This is a genomic window from Streptomyces sp. NPDC047880, assembly GCF_040706515.1.
Taxonomy (GTDB): Bacteria; Actinomycetota; Actinomycetes; order Streptomycetales; family Streptomycetaceae; genus Streptomyces.
Genome location: NZ_JBEZOK010000023.1, coordinates 15511 through 33112 on the forward strand (window position 1 = coordinate 15511; position 17602 = coordinate 33112).

General features: G+C 72.2%; 14 protein-coding genes and 3 tRNA genes. 7 read left to right on the forward strand and 10 right to left on the reverse strand.

The genetic code is table 11. The features are described 5' to 3' along the window. The first annotated feature begins 3 nt into the window (after positions 1 to 3). Both dnaG and AB0937_RS28645 read left to right on the forward strand, forming a co-directional pair. A complete protein-coding gene (gene dnaG, locus AB0937_RS28640; protein WP_366715505.1) occupies positions 4 to 1923 on the forward strand; it encodes a DNA primase in 1920 nt (639 codons plus the stop codon). Positions 1924 to 2009: 86 nt separating this feature from the next. Continuing rightward, positions 2010 to 3308, forward strand: a complete 1299-nt coding sequence (locus AB0937_RS28645) for an RNA polymerase sigma factor (RefSeq protein WP_366715507.1) — start codon at positions 2010 to 2012, stop codon at positions 3306 to 3308. Positions 3309 to 3460: 152 nt separating this feature from the next. Here the strand turns inward: AB0937_RS28645 and AB0937_RS28650 are convergent, their stop codons facing one another. From AB0937_RS28650 to AB0937_RS28665, 4 genes are all read right to left on the reverse strand, one after another. Next, positions 3461 to 5389, reverse strand: coding sequence for an ABC transporter ATP-binding protein (locus AB0937_RS28650; protein ID WP_366715509.1), 1929 nt, complete (start codon positions 5387 to 5389; stop codon positions 3461 to 3463). Next, the gene (locus AB0937_RS28655; protein ID WP_366715511.1) at positions 5389 to 7122 is read right to left on the reverse strand and encodes an ABC transporter ATP-binding protein; all 1734 of its coding nucleotides are present in this window, start codon (positions 7120 to 7122) and stop codon (positions 5389 to 5391) included. The genes AB0937_RS28650 and AB0937_RS28655 overlap by 1 nt, the downstream gene beginning before the upstream one ends. A gap of 111 nt (positions 7123 to 7233) precedes the next feature. Then, on the reverse strand, positions 7234 to 8682 hold the full coding sequence (locus tag AB0937_RS28660; RefSeq protein WP_366715513.1) for an FGGY family carbohydrate kinase: 1449 nt from the start codon (positions 8680 to 8682) through the stop codon (positions 7234 to 7236). A 173-nt stretch (positions 8683 to 8855) separates the two neighbouring features. After that, a complete protein-coding gene (locus AB0937_RS28665) occupies positions 8856 to 9161 on the reverse strand; it encodes a YtxH domain-containing protein (RefSeq protein ID WP_366715514.1) in 306 nt (101 codons plus the stop codon). A 159-nt stretch (positions 9162 to 9320) separates the two neighbouring features. Here AB0937_RS28665 and AB0937_RS28670 point away from each other — a divergent pair. The 3 genes from AB0937_RS28670 to AB0937_RS28680 all read left to right on the forward strand — a co-directional run bounded on the left by AB0937_RS28670 (position 9321) and on the right by AB0937_RS28680 (position 9735). Further along, positions 9321 to 9393: transfer RNA gene (locus AB0937_RS28670), tRNA-Asn, on the forward strand. Between the two features lie 5 nt (positions 9394 to 9398). Then, a tRNA-Asn gene (locus AB0937_RS28675) sits at positions 9399 to 9471 on the forward strand. A gap of 190 nt (positions 9472 to 9661) precedes the next feature. Then, positions 9662 to 9735 (forward strand) — tRNA-Ile (locus tag AB0937_RS28680). A gap of 52 nt (positions 9736 to 9787) precedes the next feature. Here AB0937_RS28680 and AB0937_RS28685 read toward each other — a convergent pair. The 5 genes from AB0937_RS28685 to AB0937_RS28705 form a co-directional block, all read right to left on the reverse strand. Continuing rightward, on the reverse strand, positions 9788 to 10561 hold the full coding sequence (locus AB0937_RS28685; protein ID WP_366715516.1) for a sulfite exporter TauE/SafE family protein: 774 nt from the start codon (positions 10559 to 10561) through the stop codon (positions 9788 to 9790). 160 nt (positions 10562 to 10721) lie between these two features. After that, positions 10722 to 12659 (reverse strand): polyprenyl diphosphate synthase, encoded by a 1938-nt coding sequence (gene uppS, locus AB0937_RS28690; protein ID WP_366715518.1) that lies wholly within the window; start codon positions 12657 to 12659, stop codon positions 10722 to 10724. A gap of 66 nt (positions 12660 to 12725) precedes the next feature. After that, positions 12726 to 13691 carry a YihY/virulence factor BrkB family protein gene (locus AB0937_RS28695; protein ID WP_366715520.1) on the reverse strand — a complete coding sequence of 322 codons (966 nt, stop codon included), beginning with the start codon at positions 13689 to 13691 and terminating at the stop codon, positions 12726 to 12728. A gap of 69 nt (positions 13692 to 13760) precedes the next feature. After that, the gene (locus AB0937_RS28700; protein ID WP_366715522.1) at positions 13761 to 14003 is read right to left on the reverse strand and encodes a DUF6411 family protein; all 243 of its coding nucleotides are present in this window, start codon (positions 14001 to 14003) and stop codon (positions 13761 to 13763) included. Between the two features lie 338 nt (positions 14004 to 14341). Further along, positions 14342 to 15040, reverse strand: a complete 699-nt coding sequence (locus AB0937_RS28705) for an ANTAR domain-containing protein (protein ID WP_366715524.1) — start codon at positions 15038 to 15040, stop codon at positions 14342 to 14344. Positions 15041 to 15229: 189 nt separating this feature from the next. On the opposite strand from AB0937_RS28705, the gene AB0937_RS28710 reads away from it, so the two are divergent. Both AB0937_RS28710 and AB0937_RS28715 read left to right on the forward strand, forming a co-directional pair. After that, positions 15230 to 15574, forward strand: a complete 345-nt coding sequence (locus tag AB0937_RS28710; RefSeq protein WP_366715526.1) for an STAS domain-containing protein — start codon at positions 15230 to 15232, stop codon at positions 15572 to 15574. Continuing rightward, entirely contained in the window at positions 15571 to 16524 is a 954-nt protein-coding gene (locus AB0937_RS28715) for a sensor histidine kinase (protein ID WP_366715528.1), read from the forward strand. Before AB0937_RS28710 ends, AB0937_RS28715 begins: the two co-directional genes overlap by 4 nt. 39 nt (positions 16525 to 16563) lie before the next feature. On the opposite strand, the gene AB0937_RS28720 is transcribed toward AB0937_RS28715, so the two are convergent. Then, the gene (locus tag AB0937_RS28720) at positions 16564 to 17601 is read right to left on the reverse strand and encodes a rod shape-determining protein (protein WP_366715530.1); all 1038 of its coding nucleotides are present in this window, start codon (positions 17599 to 17601) and stop codon (positions 16564 to 16566) included. Position 17602: the final 1 nt, after the last annotated feature.

Sequence of the window (17602 nt, forward strand, 5' to 3'; positions counted from 1 at the left end):
CGCGTGGCAGGACGGATCAACGACGAGGACGTGAAGGCGGTACGGGACGCGGTCCCGATCGACGCCGTGGTGTCCGAGTACCTCCAGCTGCGCAACGCGGGCGGCGGGAACCTCAAGGGTCTCTGCCCGTTCCACGACGAGAAGTCACCGTCCTTCCAGGTCAGCCCGAGCAAGGGGTTCTTCCACTGCTTCGGCTGCCAGGAGGGCGGCGACACCATCACGTTCGTGATGAAGATCGACCACCTCACCTTCTCGGAGGCGGTCGAGCGCCTGGCCGGCCAGGCGGGCATCACCCTGCGCTACGAGGAGGGCGGTTACAACCCCTCCCACCAGCGCGGCGAGCGGATCCGCCTGGTCGAGGCCCACAAGATCGCCGCCGATTGGTACGAGGAACAGCTCGCGACCAGTCCGGAGGCCGACACCGGACGCCAGTTCCTCGCCGAGCGCGGCTTCGACCAGGCCGCCGCCCAGCACTTCTCCGTCGGTTACAGCCCCCAGGGCTGGGACCACCTCACGCGCTACCTGCGCGGCAAGGGCTTCACCGACAAGGAGCTGATCCTCTCCGGCCTCTCCCAAGAGGGCCGCCGCGGCCCCATCGACCGCTTCCGCGGCCGTCTGATGTGGCCCATCCGCGACATCGGCGGCGACGTCGTCGGCTTCGGCGCCCGCAAGCTCTACGAGGCGGACAACGGCCCGAAGTACCTGAACACACCCGAGACGGCGATCTACAAGAAGTCCCAGGTCCTCTACGGCATCGACCTGGCGAAGAAGGACATCGCCAAGGCGTCCCGCGCGGTCGTCGTCGAGGGCTACACGGACGTCATGGCCTGCCACCTCGCCGGTGTGACGACCGCCATCGCCACCTGCGGCACGGCCTTCGGCGGCGAGCACATCAAGATCCTCCGCCGGCTGCTCATGGACAACGGCTCGGCCCGCGTCATCTTCACCTTCGACGGCGACGCCGCCGGCCAGAAGGCCGCTCTGCGGGCCTTCGAGGACGACCAGAAGTTCGCCGCCGAGACGTACATCGCCATCGCCCCCGACGGCATGGACCCCTGCGACCTGCGGCTCGCCAAGGGCGACGAGGCCGTCGCCGACCTGGTCGAACCCCGCACCCCGCTGTTCGAGTTCGCCCTGCGCCAGATCGTGAGCCGCTACGACCTCGACACCCCGGCCGGCCGCGCCGCCGCCCTGGACGAGGCCGCGCCGATCGTCGCCCGCATCAAGAACAGCGGCGCCCAGCACGAGGTCGCCGTCGAGCTCGCCGGCATGCTCGGCATCCTCGACACCCAGTTCGTGGTCAAGCGCGTCGCCCAGCTGGCCCGCTGGGCCCGCGACCGCGGCGGCAAGGGCCCGGCCCCCGAGCGGCACCATCAGGCACAGCAGTACGCCGGCCCGCCCCGGCCCGCCGCCTCCCGCGGCCCGGCCCTGAACCTCCGCAACCCGGTCTTCGCCACCGAACGCGAGCTGCTCAAACTGGCCCTGCAACGGCCCGAGTTGGTGTCCCCGGCCTTCGACGCATACGGGGTGGACGAGTTCACCGCCCCGCCCTACGCCGCCGTCCGCCAGGCCATCCAGGACGCCGGCGGCGCCGAACTGGGCGTCGCCGACCCCCAGGACTACCTGGTCAAGGTCCGCGAAGCCGCCCCGGACGACGCGGTCCGCGCGACGGTGACGGAGCTCGCCGTCGAGGCGATCCTGCTGCACAAGGGCGTGAAGGGCGCCGACGAGGTGTACGCGGGCGCCCAGCTCGTCACGGTCCGCCGCCGCGCCGTGGAGCGCCGCATCCGCGACATCACAAGCCAGCTCACCCGTCTCGGCACCCACGGCGACCCGGCCCAGCTGGCCGCCGTCCAGAACGAACTGTGGGTCCTCCAGCAGTACGACCAAAGCCTCAGGGAGCACGGCGCCGCCGCGCTCTGAGGTCACCACGCGGTCACGGACCGGAAGCAAAAAGTCATCGCACGCCCCTCGTGGCGACGATGTGTCTTACCCCACACTGGGTTCCGGTGCCTGAGTCCTCGGAGCGCGGCCGATCCGTCACCCACGGGTCCCAGACCCCCGCGGTTCCGCTCATCGCGTACGGGACGGAAAGCGGCGAGGCCGTCGACTCCGCCCCCGAAGTACCGCTGCCGTACCCCCTGGCAGCGATCATCCTGGAGGTCGCCCCCGTGCAGACCCAGACCCTCGCCCAGACCGACGCCGGTGCCCCCGCCGACGCCGACGGTGCCGCGCCGGACGCGGAGGCCGACGCCCTGTCAGGGGTCCCGGCGCAGAGCCGCGCCGCGCACCACCCCGAGTCGGGGCCGGAGCCGGAGGAGCCGCCCGCCGAGGCCGTCGAGGCGGCCGAGCCCCCCGAGGTCGTCGTACCGACCCCTACCCGTACCGAGTCCGGCAGCCCCTCCTCGGACCTGTTCCGCCAGTACCTGAGAGAGATCGGCCGCATCCCCCTGCTCACCGCCGCCGAGGAGGTCGAACTCGCCCGCCGCGTCGAGGCCGGCCTGTTCGCGGAGGAGAAGCTGCGGCTCACCCCCGACCTGGACAGCCAGCTCGCCCTCGACCTGGACCGCCTCGTCGTCATGGGCCGCATGGCCAAGCGCCGTCTGATCGAGGCCAATCTGCGCCTGGTCGTCTCGGTCGCCAAGCGCTACGTCGGCCGCGGCCTGACCATGCTCGACCTCGTCCAGGAGGGCAACCTCGGCCTGATCAGGGCGGTCGAGAAGTTCGACTACGCCCGCGGCTACAAGTTCTCCACGTACGCGACCTGGTGGATCCGCCAGGCCATGTCCCGCGCCCTGGCCGACCAGGCCCGCACGATAAGGGTCCCGGTCCACGTCGTGGAGCTCATCAACCGGGTCGTCCGCGTCCAGCGCCGCATGCTCCAGGAGCGGGGCTACGAGCCGACCCCCGAGGAGGTCGCGGCCCACCTGGACCTGCCGCCGGAGCGGGTCAGCGAGGTCCTGCGGCTGGCCCAGGAGCCGGTGTCGCTGCACGCGCCCGTCGGCGAGGAGGACGACGTCGCGCTCGGCGACCTCATCGAGGACGGCGACGCGGCCTCCCCGGTGGAGTCGGCGGCGTTCCTGCTGCTCAGGGAGCACCTGGAGGCGGTCCTGTCGACCCTGGGGGAGCGGGAGCGGAAGGTCGTCCAACTCCGCTACGGGCTGGCGGACGGCCGCCCCCGCACGCTGGAGGAGATAGGCCGCATCTTCGGCGTGACGCGGGAACGGATACGGCAGATCGAGTCCAAGACCCTGAACAAGCTGAGGGACCACGCCTTTGCGGACCAGCTGAGGGGCTATCTGGACTGAGGCCGTCGCGGGCCCGGTGGGGGCTGGCCGCGCAGTTCCCCGCGCCCCTTGGATACGTGCGGCTGACGCCCCTTCAGGGGCGCGGGGAACTGCGCGATCCGCCCCCACCGGACCCGCAGCCGCCCCACGACCCACCCGGCACCGGACGGGGCTCAGTCCACTTCCGCCACCGCCTGCGCGAACTGCGCCTTGTACAGCCGCGCGTAGGCACCGTCGGCCGCCAGCAGCTCCTCGTGGGCGCCCTGCTCCACGATCGACCCGTTCTCCATCACCAGGATCGTGTCCGCGTCCCGGATCGTCGACAACCGGTGGGCGATGACGAACGACGTACGCCCGTGCGCCAGTTTGGCCATCGCCTTCTGGATCAGCACCTCCGTCCGCGTGTCGACCGAGCTCGTCGCCTCGTCCAGCACCAGGATCACCGGGTCGGACAGGAACGCCCGGGCGATGGTGATGAGCTGCTTCTCGCCCGCGCTCACCCCCGTGCCCTCGTCGTCGATCACCGTGTCGTACCCGTCCGGCAGCGTCCGGACGAACCGGTCCGCGTGCGCCGCCCGGGCCGCCTCCTCGATCTCCCCGCGGGTGACCTCCCGGGACGCGCCGTACGCGATGTTCTCCGCGATCGTGCCGCCGAACAGCCACGTGTCCTGCAGCACCATGCCGATCCCGGCCCGCAGTTCGTCCCGGGACATCCGCGCGATGTCGACCCCGTCGAGCGTGATGCGCCCGCCGGTGACGTCGTAGAACCGCATCAGCAGATTCACCAGCGTCGTCTTGCCGGCGCCCGTCGGGCCGACGATGGCGACCGTGTGCCCCGGCTCGACCTTCAGCGACAGATCCTCGATGAGCGGCTTGTCGGGGTCGTAGCGGAACGACACGTGCTCCAGCGCCACCCGCCCGCGCAGCTCCTCGGGGCGCACGCCCGGCACCGGATCCGCCTCCTGCTCCTCCGCGTCGAGCAGTTCGAAGACCCGCTCCGCCGAGGCGACACCCGACTGCACCAGGTTCGCCATCGAGGCGACCTGCGTCAGCGGCATGGAGAACTGCCGCGAGTACTGGATGAAGGCCTGCACATCACCGATGGACAGCGAGCCCGAGGCGACCCGCAGTCCGCCCACGACCGCCACCAGCACGTAGTTCAGGTTCGACACGAACATCATCAGCGGCTGCATGACACCGCTGTTGAACTGCGCCTTGAACCCCGCCTCGTACAGCGCGTCGTTCTGCTCGGCGAACTGCCGTGCCGACTCCTCCTGGCGTCCGAACACCTTCACCAGGGCGTGCCCGGTGTACATCTCCTCGATGTGCGCGTTCAGCTTGCCCGTCGAGCGCCACTGCTGCACGAAGTGCGGCTGCGACCGCTTGCCCACCCGCGTGGCCACGACGAACGACAGCGGCACGGTCACCAGCGCGACCAGCGCCAGGATCCAGGAGACCCAGAACATCATCGCGAGCACGCCGATGATGGTCAGCACCGAGTTGATGAGCTGCCCCATCGACTGCTGGAGCGTCTGCCCGATGTTGTCGATGTCGTTCGTCGCCCGGGACAGCACTTCACCGCGCTGCCGTCGGTCGAAGTACGACAGCGGCAGCCGCGACAGCTTCGTCTGGACGTCCTCGCGCATCCGGAACATGGTCCGGTTCACGGCCCGGTTCACCAGCCGCGTCGCGACCGCCATCAGCAGCCCGGCCACCGTGAACACGCCCAGTGCGAGCAGCAGCACGTGCCCGACGGCCGTGAAGTCGATGCCCTCGCCCGGGGTGAAGTCGGTGCTGCGCAGCATGTCGGCGACGTCACCGTCCCCGCGCTGCCGCATCTGCTCCAGGACCTGCTCCTTGGACGCCCCCTCCGGCATGCCCCGCCCGACGATGCCCGCGAAGACCAGGTCGGTCGCCTTGCCGAGGATCTTCGGCCCGACGACGCTCAGGCCGACGCTGAGCACCACGCACAGCAGCAGCACGTAGATGGTGACCCGCTCCGGCCCGAACCGTGCGACGAGCCGTTTGCCCGACCCCTTGAAGTCGAGCGAGCGCTGGTCGGGGCCGCCCCCGGCCATCATCCGCCCCATGGGCCCCGCCATCAGGCAGCCTCCGCTTCCGTGAGCTGGGAGAGCACGATCTCCCGGTAGGTCTCGTTGTCCGCCATCAGCTCGTGGTGGCGGCCGGTCCCGACGACCCGGCCCTCGTCGAGGACCACGATCCGGTCGGCGTCCCGGATGGTCGCCACCCGCTGCGCGACGATCACCACGGTCGCCTCGGCGGTCTCCTCGGTGAGCGCGGCCCGCAGGGCGGCGTCCGTGGCGTAGTCGAGCGCGGAGAAGGAGTCGTCGAAGAGGTAGATCTCGGGCCGCTGCACCAGCGTCCGGGCGATCGCGAGCCGCTGGCGCTGACCACCGGAGACGTTCGTCCCGCCCTGCGAGATCGGCGAGTCGAGACCCCCTTCGAGCCGCTCCACGAAGTCCTTGGCCTGCGCCACCTCCAGCGCGTGCCACAGCTCCTCGTCCGTGGCGTCCGGATTGCCGTAGCGCAGGTTGGTCGCCACGGTCCCCGCGAACAGGTACGGCTTCTGCGGCACCATCCCGACGGTCTTCGCGAGCAGCTTCGGGTCGATGTCCGCCACTTCGACACCGTCGACGAGCACCTGCCCCTCGGTCGTGTCGAACAGCCGCGGCACCAGCCCGAGGAGCGTGGACTTGCCGCTGCCGGTCGAGCCGATGACGGCGGTCGTCTCACCCGGGCGGGCCACCAGGTCCACGGCCCGCAGCACCGGCTCCTCGGCACCCGGATAGCGGAATCCCGCCCCGCGGATCTCCAGATGCCCGTGCCGGCGCAGCTCCCGCACCGGCGCCGACGGCGGGACGACGCTGGAGGAGGTGTCCAGCACCTCCTGGATGCGTTCGGCGCACACCTCCGCGCGCGGCACCATCATGAACATGAAGGTGGCCATCATCACGGACATGACGATCTGCATCAGATAGGCCAGGAACGCCGTCAGGTCGCCGATCTGCATGCCGCCGCTGTCGATCCGGTGCGCGCCGAACCACACCACGGCGATCGACGACAGGTTCACCACCGTCATGACGATCGGGAACATCAGCGCGAGCAGGTTGCCGGTGCCCAGCGCGAAGTCGGTGAGGTCGGTGTTGGCCTTCCGGAAGCGCTGCTGCTCGTACTCGTCCCGGACGAAGGCCCGGATCACACGGTTGCCGGTGATCTGCTCGCGCAGCACCTGGTTCACCGAGTCCAGCCGCTCCTGCATCGCCCGGAACAGCGGCCGCAGCCGCCGCACGATCAGCGTCACGCAGATGCCCAGCACCGGTACGACCGCCACCAGCACCCCGGACAACGGCACGTCCAGCCCGAGCGCCAGCACGATGCCGCCCACGCACATGATCGGCGCCGACACCAGCAGCGTGAACGTCATCAGCGCCAGCATCTGCACCTGCTGGACGTCGTTCGTCGTCCGGGTGATGAGCGACGGCGCCCCGAAGTGACCGACCTCACGCGCGGAGAACGACTGCACCCGGTCGAACACGGACGCCCGCAGATCGCGTCCAACCGCCGACGCCGTGCGGGCGCCGTAGTACACGGCACCGATGTTGCACCCGACCTGGACCAGCGAGATGCCGATCATCAGGCCGCCGTAGCCCAGGATGTAGCCGGTGTCGCCGTTCACGACACCCTGGTCGATGATGTCCGCGTTCAGCGTGGGCAGGTAGAGCGTGGCGCAGGTCTGCAGGAACTGCAGCAGCACCAGCAGGGCGATGGGTCTCTTGTAGGGCCTGAGATAGGTCCGCAGGAGTCGTATGAGCACGCTGCTTCTCTCGGAGTGGACGACGGGGCCGAAGGTTGCCCCTGGCCCCTATCGTCGAACACTCCACCCGCGTTACCTCAACCGAATTAACCCAAGAGGCGGTCGAACCCGTCAGAGTGCCCCGGGGTGCGTCTGCTCCCGCACCGCCACGAACTGCTGCCGCACCGCCTGCCCCACGGCCAGCTCGTCCCCGGGCTCCAGCACCTGCGCCACCGCGCCCTGCCAGGCCGGCGGGTTCCGCACGTCGAGCGTGCCCTGCGAGGCCCCCAGCGCCCAGGCCGCCTGGCGGGCGGCGCCGATCGCCGCGTAGTCCGCGGGCTGCGGCACCACGACCTGGGTCCCGAACAGCATGGGCGCCGCGGCCTGCACGGCGGGCAGTTCGGCGGCCGGCCCGAGCAGGAACACCCGCCGCACCTCCACACCCCGGCCGCGCAGCACGTCCAGCGCGTCCGCGAGCCCGCACAGCATCCCCTCGAACGCGGCCCGTGCCAGGTGCTCCGCCTTCATCGACTCGCGCCGGAGCCCGGCCAGGGTCCCGGCGGTGTGCGGCAGGTTCGGCGTCCGCTCGCCCTCCAGATAGGGCAGCAGCACCAGCCCGTGCGACCCGGGCGTCGACTTCATCGCGAGGTCGGACAGGCTCTCCAGGTCGGGCAGCCCGAGCAGCTCGGCTGCCCCGCGCAGTGTCCGTACGGCGTTCAGCGTGGTGACGACGGGCAGGTGCATGCCGGTCGCGTCCGCGAGCGCGGTGATCATTCCGGACCCGTCGACCAGGGCCTCGGGGTGCACGGCCATCACCGACCCGGACGCGCCCAGCGACACCACCGCGTCACCGAGGCCGATGCCGAGACCGAACGCCGCCGCCATGGTCTCGCCGGTCCCCACGGAGATCAGCAGTCCCTCCGGCGTCGTACCGGCCGCGTCCGCCGGGCCGATCACCTCCGGCAGCATCACCTGGTGCCCGAGCGCCAGCTCCACGAGGTCGGTCCGGTAGCCGCCGGTCGCCGCCGACCAGTAGCCGGTGCCGGACGCCCCGCCCCGGTCGGTCGTCCGGCGCACCGGCCGGCCCAGCAACTGCCACACCAGCCAGTCGTGGGCCTGGAGCAGGATCGCCGTGCGCTGCGCGTTCTCGGGTTCGGTCCGGGCCAGCCAGCGCAGCTTCGTCACCGGCTGCGCGGCCTGCGGCACACAGCCCACCGCCTGCGCCCACGCCTCGCGCCCCCCGAGCGCGTCGATCAGATCGGCCGCGGCGACCTGCGTCCGCTTGTCACCGCCGACCATCGCGGGCCGCACGGTGTTGCCCTGCGCGTCCAGCGGCACGACGGCGTTCTGCTGCGCCGAGACGCCGATCGCCTGCACGCCCTCCAGCAGCCCGCCGCCCGCGGCCTCGCCCAGGGAGAGCAGCCAGGCCTGCGGGTCGACGTCGGACGGCCGGCCGCCGCTCTCGGGGCTCTCCACCGGATGCGGTGCATATCCCTGCCTGAGCACGGCTCCGGAGTCCGTGTCACAGACGACGATACGAGTGAAATCGGGTGAACTGTCCAACCCGGCGACTATCCCCATGGCCAAAATTCTGCCGTACCGCTGCGCCGGCCGGAGCCGTGGGCGCCGCGGGGGGTGTCGCCGGGTTTCCGGTGCGGGCTCGTCGCGGCTGGTCGCGCCCGCGCGGCGGAGCCGCACATCGATGCAGCCCCGCGCCCCTTTTCAGGGGCGCGGGGCTGCTCGGCACCAGAGGATCACGTGTTGGTCGTGCCCCAGTCGTCCTCGCCGCCGTTGTGGGTGGCGCGGTCGCGGAGGTGGCGGACGCGTTCCGTCACCGAGTCGGGGACACGGTCACCGACCTTGTCGCTCACCACGTGGTACGCCTTGCCCGCGAACTCGCGGCCCTGGTGGGCCGCCGTCTCCGCGGTGTTGCGCACGGCGGGGTTCTGCGCGAACTGCCGGGCTGACTTCTTCAACTGTTCGTAGCGCTCGCGTCCGGCCCTCGTGCCCAGCACGTAACCCAGGACGACTCCGGCGACGAACGTGAGCCGGTAACGCATGGCGGCCACCCTTCCCTTGCGTAGGTCTCCGGTGCGGCGTCGGTGCCGGGGAGTACCGATTGGCGGAGCACCCCCCTGCTTGCGCTAATGTATGTGTCGCAGCGAACGCGCGCCCCCTGGCGGATACCCAGGTAGGTACGTTCGATGCAAACGAGACCTTCCTCGGTAGCTCAATTGGCAGAGCAGCCGGCTGTTAACCGGCAGGTTACTGGTTCGAGTCCAGTCCGGGGAGCTCGGTCCTCCGTAGCTCAATTGGCAGAGCAGCCGGCTGTTAACCGGCAGGTTACTGGTTCGAGTCCAGTCGGGGGAGCAGGTGGGAAAAGGACCCCTCTGAGGGGTCCTTTTTCATGCCCCCTCCGCTGCTCCGGGAACCGCGTGACGCCCGGCGCAGTCCTCATGGTCACGTAGGTCGTGCGAAGCCGCCCAGCCGAAGCAGGAGATCGTATGAGCGGCTATGCTGCGGCAGACGGCGCGCACACATGTACGCGACACGCCGCTATGGGGCGGTAGCTCAGCCGGTTAGAGCAGCGGACTCATAATCCGTCGGCCGTGGGTTCGAGTCCCACCCGCCCCACTGCGCAGGTCTTCGGCCTGCGGAAACGTCTCCGCCTGGTGTGTGCGATGTCTCAACGCAGCAGGAGCTGGGCGATCGCGACGACGCCGACGGCGACGATGACGGCGCGCAGCGCCGCGGGCGGGAGCCGTCTGCCGACCTTGGCGCCGATCTGACCGCCGAGGGCGGAGCCTACGGCGATCAGCAGGACCGCCGTCCAGTCGAACTCCGCGACGAAGAGGAAGAAGCAGGCGGCGACGCCGTTGACGACGGCGCCGAGGATGTTCTTGACGGCGTTGACGCGTTGCAGATCCTCGTCGAGGAACAGGCCCATGAGGGAGAGGTACAGCACTCCCTGGGCGGCGCCGAAGTAGCCGCCGTACACACTCGCCAGGAGCAGTCCGGCCAGGAGCACGGGTCCGCCGTGCGGGCGGCCGGCGGTGCCGTTGTCCTCGCGGCGACGCCGTACGACGTCGGCGAGGCGGGGCTGGAGCAGGACGAGGACCAGCGCGAGGGCGATCAGCACCGGGACGAACGTGTCGAACGCCTCGGAGGGCAGCGCGATCAGCAGGACTGCGCCGCCGAGTCCGCCGACGAGGGCGGTGAGACCGAGGACGAGCGCGCGGCGGCCCTGCCCCCGCAGTTCGGCGCGATAGCCGATGGCTCCGCTGACGGAGCCGGGGACGAGGCCGAGGGCGTTGGAGACGTTCGCGGTGACCGGCGGCAGCCCGATGGCCAGCAGCACCGGGAAGGTGATCAGGGTGCCCGAGCCCACGATGGTGTTGATCGTGCCGGCTGCTGTGCCGGCCGCGAAGACCGCCAGTGCTTCCCAGATGGACAACGCCATCTCCTCACAACGCTCGGTGTATCGCCTCCCCGCTGCGCTGAACGCGGTCGAGGGGCTCGCACCGATCATGCACGAGCGGGCTGACGGGCCGGCCCGCGCGCTCAGTATGTGGGCTCCGTCGGGCGAGGGCACGGTGTCCCGCCGGGGCCGCACACCCCGTTCAGTCGCCCGGGCCCGCGTCAGGTGCCGTCACACAGTGGGCCGCTGACGGTCCGTCGGCCCCGGCGGGCTCGCCCGCCGGGGCCGGAGTCGCGCCGTGATGGCGCTGGCGGCGGGTGTAGGCGGTGACCGCCTGCCAGAGGTCGCGGCGGTCGGCGTCCGGCCAGAGACCGGGGGTGAAGTGCAGTTCTGCGTAGGCCGACTGCCAGGGCAGGAAGTTGGAGATCCGCTGTTCGCCGCCGGTGCGCCAGAGCAGGTCCACGTCGGGCATGTCCGGGTGGGGCAGGTGCCGGGCGAAGTCGTCCTCCTCGATCAGTCCGGGTTCCAGACGGCCGGCCCGGGCCCGGGCCGCCAGGGCGGCGGCGGTGCGGGTGAGCTCGTCCCGGCCGCCGTAGTCGATGCACATCGTCAGCGTCAGGCCGGTGCGGGCGCGGGTGGTGCGCTCGCGCAGGTGGAGCAGGTCGACGAGGTCGGGGGGCAGGCGGCCGGCGCGGCCGTGCCAGCGCAGCCGGACGTCGAGGTCGCGGAAGGGGTTCTCGGCGAGTTCGCCGCGCAGCAGGTCGAGGATCGCGTCGACCTCCTCCGGGTCGCGGCGCCAGTTCTCGGTGGAGAAGGTGTACAGCGTCAGATGGCGCAGGCCGATGTCCAGGGCGCCGTGGACCACCTCGCGCACGGCCGTGGCACCGGCGTGGTGGCCGGCGTGCCGGGGCAGGCCGCGCTGCTGGGCCCAGCGGCCGTTGCCGTCCATGATCACGGCGACGTGGGCGGGCAGCAGGCCGGGCGGGATCTCCGGGGGCCGCTCACCGCTCGGGTGGGGCTGCGGCCGACGGAAAGTACCGGTGGGGGCCCGCCCTGCGGGTGCCGGCGGCCTGGGGGCGGCGGGGCGTCGCGGCGGCGGCACCGTCAGCGGGCTCAGGCTCCAGGCCAGGGCCGCGCGGGCCCGGGCGGGGGCGAGGATGCGGGCCCGGGTGCGCAGCGCGGGCCGGGGAGGGGAGCGCAGCAGGGCCGGGCCGGCCGCGTCGACGGCGTCGAGCTGGGCGTGCAGCAGGGCGGCCATCGTCTGCAGCACGGTGGCGGGGCCGGGGTGCATGCCGCGGGTGAGGGCCGCTTGGGACACCCACTGGCGGGCCAGGCCGGTCAGGTGCGTGATCAGCGCGGCGACGGCGGGGCTCCAGCGGCACCGCGTGAGGTCGGTGGCCGACCCCGGGTACAGGTCGAGGGCCTCGGCGGGCAGGAGCAGGTCGCCCTGGGCGAGGTCGGCGGACAGGTCGGTGAGGATGTCGGTGAGCCGGACGCCGTCGAGGAACTCCTCGTAGGCCTCCCGGGTGTCCAGTCGCAGTGCCACGGGGACTCCGGCCCGGTCGAAGACCGTGCGGACCTGGCCGAACCAGGGCAGGAGGTTGTCCCGGCCCCAGGTGCGCCACTGCGCCCAGTCGGTGAAGTCCCTGCCCCGGGTGTCGTCCTGGACCTGGGCCATGGCGTCCCGCAGCTCGGACAAGTCGAGGCGCCAGCGATTCGCGGTGTCCACCAGGGCGTGCCGGACCGGGTCCGGGCTTGCTCCGGTGGGCAGTTCGCGATGCAGGGCGGTGATCCAGGCCTCGACGCGGGCGGCCCGCTCGGCGGCGGGCGCCGTGCGGTCGTCGCCGAGGTCGTCGAGGGCGTTGGCGGCCGCCCACAACGCGTGCAGGGGCGGCCGCAGGGCCGCGGGCACCAACCGGATCAGCGCGTACTCCGCCGGGTCCTGTTCCTTCGTCCGGCGCCGGCACAGGCGGTAGGCCGCCCGCAGGGCGACGTCGCCGGTCACCGGATGTTCGGCCGGCTTCGGGGAGGCGGCCGGCTCCGGGAGTTCGGCTTGTTCCGGGAGTTCGGCTTGTTCCGGCGATGCGGAGGCCGCCTCTCGGTCCGCCGGTGCTGTCATCGCGGGGGGCACATCGCTCACACCGAGGACGATACGTCCTGGTTCAGGGCGGTGATCACAGGGCGGCGCGCGCGTCAGCGGCGTACGTCACGGGCCCGGTCCCGGGTCCGGCCGCACGGCCTCGGTGATGCCGGCCCGGGCCGCCTCCAGCTGGGCGGCGAAGGCGATGCCGAGGAACAGGGCCACACCCGTCAGGTTGGCCCACAGCAGCAGGGCGACGAACGCCGTCAGCGGCCCGTAGACGGCGCCGAACGAGCCGCTCTCGGCGACGTAGAGTGCCAGCAGCCAGGTGGCCGTGATCCACAGCACCAGGTGGACCGCGGAGCCGAACGCGAGCCATGTGTAGCCCGGTTGGTCCCGGCGGGGCGCCCAGCGGAAGATCACCGCGGAGGCGACCCACGCGAGCAGCACACCCAGCGGCACGTCCAGGGCGCCCCACAAGTCGAGCCAGGTGCGGGACCAGCCGAGGGTCTGCACCACCGCGCCGCCGACGGCGTCACCCGCCACGAGCACGAGGAACCCCAGGACCATGGGCATGCCCGCCGCGAGGGCGAGCAGCAGGGAACGGCCGTACTTGGCCACGAACGGTCGGTCGCGCTCGATGCCGTAGATGCGATTGGCGCCACGCTCGACCTGGGCCATCGCCGAGGCGAGGTTGAGCACGGCGAACGCCAGGCCCAGCCACATGGCGACGGCGCCCCAGACGCCGGAACCGGCGCTGCGCTCGGTGCCGTGCAGGGCGTCCTCGACCAGGCGGGTGCTGGCGCCGGGCACGATCCGGCCGAGGGTGAGTTGGATGATCCGGCCCACACTCTCCGTGTGCACGGTGGTGGCCACGCCGACCAGGGCGATGGTGAACGGCACCATGCCCAGGACCACCTGGAAGGCGAGGGAGCGGGAGTTGCTGAAGCCGTCGGCGTAGCGGAAGCGGGTGAACGCGTCGACCAGCAGCCTACGGCTTCCGTAGCGCCGCAGCGCGGTGAACGCCTCGTCCCCGGAGAGTTCCTCCCCGATCATGTCCCGCGTCTGCGGGACGTGCACTGCGGTGCCCATCGAGAAAGGTCTCCTTCTGCCTGCCGTGCGTACCGGACCAGCATGCCGGGCGGCCGGCCGCGCGGTGGGTCAGAAGGGCATGCGGCCGCGGGTACGTCGGCCGGCCGAGCCGCTGCGGCTCACCGCGCGGGAACTCGAGTGGAAGGGCTTGGAGAAGAGCCTGCCCAGGACACCGGGGGCCTTGCTGCCGGCCCGGGCGCCCGCGCCGAGCGAACGCTGGGTGCCGCGCTCGGGATGGCGCGAGAGACGGGGGACGAGGAAGGCGAGCACGGCCAGCAGCACACACCCGGCGATGACGACGGCGACGATCACGAGCAACTCCCTTGACTGGTGTGGGAGATACGGGTGCCCCGCGGGGCCGTCTCCATGTGGCCCCCTCCGATGTACGAGCCGTTCCTGGCGTTCGCGTCGTCGCGGACCCCCTCGGCCTGGGAGGGGGTGGGACGCGGGGTCGTGTCCCGCTCGTCGCCGCGGTCGCCCTCGGCCTGGGAAGGGGTGTGGTCGCTCCTGGTGTACCTCCTGCGGCAGCAGTCGGCTGCCGGGTGCCCCGGTGGGGCGGGGCGCACCGGCCCCGCGCGTGTCCCCCGCCCCGGCCCCCAGGTGTACGCTCCCCCGGCTCCCGCCCCCTGAGCCGCACGGCCCCCGGCACCTCAGCCCCGGCGGCGCCTCACCACGGCCCGGCGCAGTGCTGTGCGCAGCTCGGCCGGCGGCGGTGGGCCGTCCGCCTCCGCGCTCGCCGTCACCGCCGCCGCGACGTCCCGCAGCTTCGTGTTCGACAGCTGGGACGTCTCCCGCAGGATGTGCCACGCCTCATCGGACGTGCAGCCGTGGGTGGCCATGAGGATGCCCCGTGCCTGGTCGATGACGGGGCGGGAGGCGATGGCATGGCGCAGCTGCTCCACCTCCTCCTGGAGGACGTGCAGGCGCTCCGCGCGTTCCAGGGCGACCGCCGAGACGGTGGGGGCGGCCGGTGGCGCGGCGGGGACCGGGCCGGTGGTCTCCAGGCCGCTCAGCGGGTCGGTCGTGTCCAGGCCCGCCAGCTCCAGGATCCGGCGCGGCTGGCCGTTCCAGTTCGCCGCCGTCACCGCCAGCGCCCGCCGCCGGCCGTGGTCGGCCAGCACGTCCAGGAACTGCAGACCCGCCGTGTCCATGAAGTGCACGCCCGCCATGTCGAGGTCGACCCGGGTGACGGTGGCCGGCAGGCCGGCCAGGGTTCTCGCCAGGATTTCCGCGCAACCGTGGACGAGCTCACCCCGTGGGGTGAGCTCGGCGCGGTCCGCGTCCACGCGGCCGGGGATGACCAGGGTGTCCAGCCCTCCTGTGAGATGTGGTGATGCCGCTGAGGTCATGTCACCGCCTTGTCTGTCCTCATCGGTCGTGTGCGTCTCGCCGGACTGCACGACGTCTCTCGCCCCCGTGGACGTCGGTGTGACGGTGCGCCTGCCCGCCGTACGGCTTACTACACCCGCCTTGGGGGAATGAGCTCTTGCCATACGGGTACGAGCGCTGTGGTCCGGAAACGTGGGGAGAGGGCCTTGATGACTCGGCAGCAACTCTCGGCGACCGGCCCCGTGCCCGGCCTGGCGGTGTTTCCGCTGGCCGGCCGGCAGGGCGTCCGGGCGGCCGGGGAGGTCGGCCTGACGACGCGTGCCATCTGGGAAGGTGTGCTGGAAGAAGCTGTCCGTGAAGGTGAGGACGTGTACTACCTGGAGCTGTCCGACGTGACGTTCGTCGACGTCGCGGGCGCCGGTGCCCTCGCGGCCGCCGCCGGGCAGCTCCGGGACGGCCGGCGGTTCGTGGTGCGCCGGCCGCCGCCCGCCCTGCGGCGCACGCTGGACCTGCTGTGGCCCGGCCAGAGCGGAATCGAGGTGTCGACGTCATGACCGCCGCCGTGACCGAGCCCTTCGGTCCTCTGGCCCCCTTCGCCCACCCGGCCCTCCTCTACCGGGACGAGGAGGAGTACCTCGGCGGCACCCTGCCCTTCGTGCACGACGGCCTGGAGGCCGGCGAACCGGTCGCCGTCGCGGTGCCCGGCAAGAACCTCGCCCTGATCAGGGACGCACTGGGGGACGCCGCCGCGTCCGTGCGCCTGCTGGACATGCGCGAGGCCGGACGCAACCCAGGGCGGATCATCCCCGGTGTGCTGCTGGCCTTCGCCGACGCCCAGCCCGCCGGCCGCCGGGTGCGGATCATCGGCGAGCCGATCTGGGCCGGCCGCTCCGCCACCGAGTACCCGGCCTGCGCCCAGCACGAGGCGCTCATCAACGCCGCGTTCCGGGGACGCGCCGCGACGATCATGTGCCCGTACGACGTCGCGCAGCTGCCCGAGCACGTGATCGCCGACGCGTACGCCACCCACCCCGCCGTCATCCACCCCGGGTCCCGGGCGGAGCAGGACAGCGCGGCGTACGCCCCCGAGGACGTGGTCGTGCGCTACAACGAGGCGCTGCCGCCGGTGCCGGAGGCGCTGACGTTCGCCTTCGAGTCCGACTCCCTCCCGCACGCCCGGCACGTGGCCGTCGGGGAGGGGGCCCGGCTGGGCCTGGCCGGTGTGAAGCTCGACGACCTGGCCCTTGCCACAGCCGAGCTCACCACCAACAGCGTTGTCCACGGCGGCGGTTCGGGCGTGCTGCGGGTGTGGTCCGAGGACGGGTACGTGGTGTGCGAGGTCCGCGACGAAGGGCGCCTCGGGGACGCCCTGGCCGGGCGCCGGCCGGTGCCGCGCGACCAGCGCGGCGGGCGCGGGATCCTGCTGGTCAACCTGATCGCGGACCTGGTGCGGGTGCACCGGGGCGACGACGGGACGACCGTGCGCTGCTGGTTCGCCCGCTGACCCGGCGGCGGGCGCTCGGCCTCCCGGCGTCGCCGACGCTCAGGTGCCCAGGGGGTCCAGTGCCAGCGGCGCGATCCTGCCCTCCAGCATCGCGCCGAGCCCCTGCACCGCGCATACGTCCGGACGCTCGGCGATGTGCACCGGCATGCCCGTGGCCTGCCGCAGCATCTGGTCCAGCCCCGGCAGCAGCGCACTGCCGCCGACCATCATGATCCCCCGGTCGGCGAGGTCGGCGACCAGGTCGGGCGGGCAGCCCCGCAGCACCTTGCCGATGCCGTCGAGGACCGCGGTCAGCGGCGTCTGGATGGCGTCCCGCACGGCCGCGGTGTCGACCTGGACGGAGCGGGCCAGGCCCGTGGCGACGTCCCGGCCGTGGATCTCCGTGGAGGCCGGGCCCTGCGCGGTGAGGCCGTTGCCGGACAGGGCCAGCTGCAACGGCCGTACCGACTGGCTCGGCAGCATCAGCTCGTGCTCGTGACGCAGGTGCTGCACGATCGCGTGGTCGACGGCCTCGCCGCCCACCGGGACCCGCTCGGCCGTCACGATCGAGCCGAGGGACAGCACCGCCACCTGCGTGGCCGCCGCCCCGCACACCATGATCATCGTGGCCTCGGGCTGTTCCACGGGCAGCCCGCAGCCGACGGCCGCGGCGATGAGCGTGTCGACCAGTTCCACCCGGCGCGCCCCCAGCCCCACGAGCGTCTCGATCGCGGCGCGCTGGGCCAGCGGGTCGGCGTCGTGCGGGGTGCAGGCCGCGGCCCGCAGGATCGGCTTGCGGCGCAGCGCGCGGCGCATCTTGTCGCCGAGCAGGTGGCGCAGCATGCGCTGCGCCATCTCGATGTCGACGACGGTGCCGCCGGAGACCGGCCGGACCACCCGGATGTAGTGCGGGGTGCGGCCCTTCATCTTCTCCGCGAGCTCGCCCACGGCGATCAGCGCACCGGTGCGGGTGTTCACGGCGGCGGCGGACGGCTGGTCGACGACGAGCCCGGCACCCTTCACGTAGACGCGTGTGCGGGCCGCTCCCAGGTCGACGGCGAAATGGCAGCGGCGCAACTGCTCCAGACTGGCGGTCATG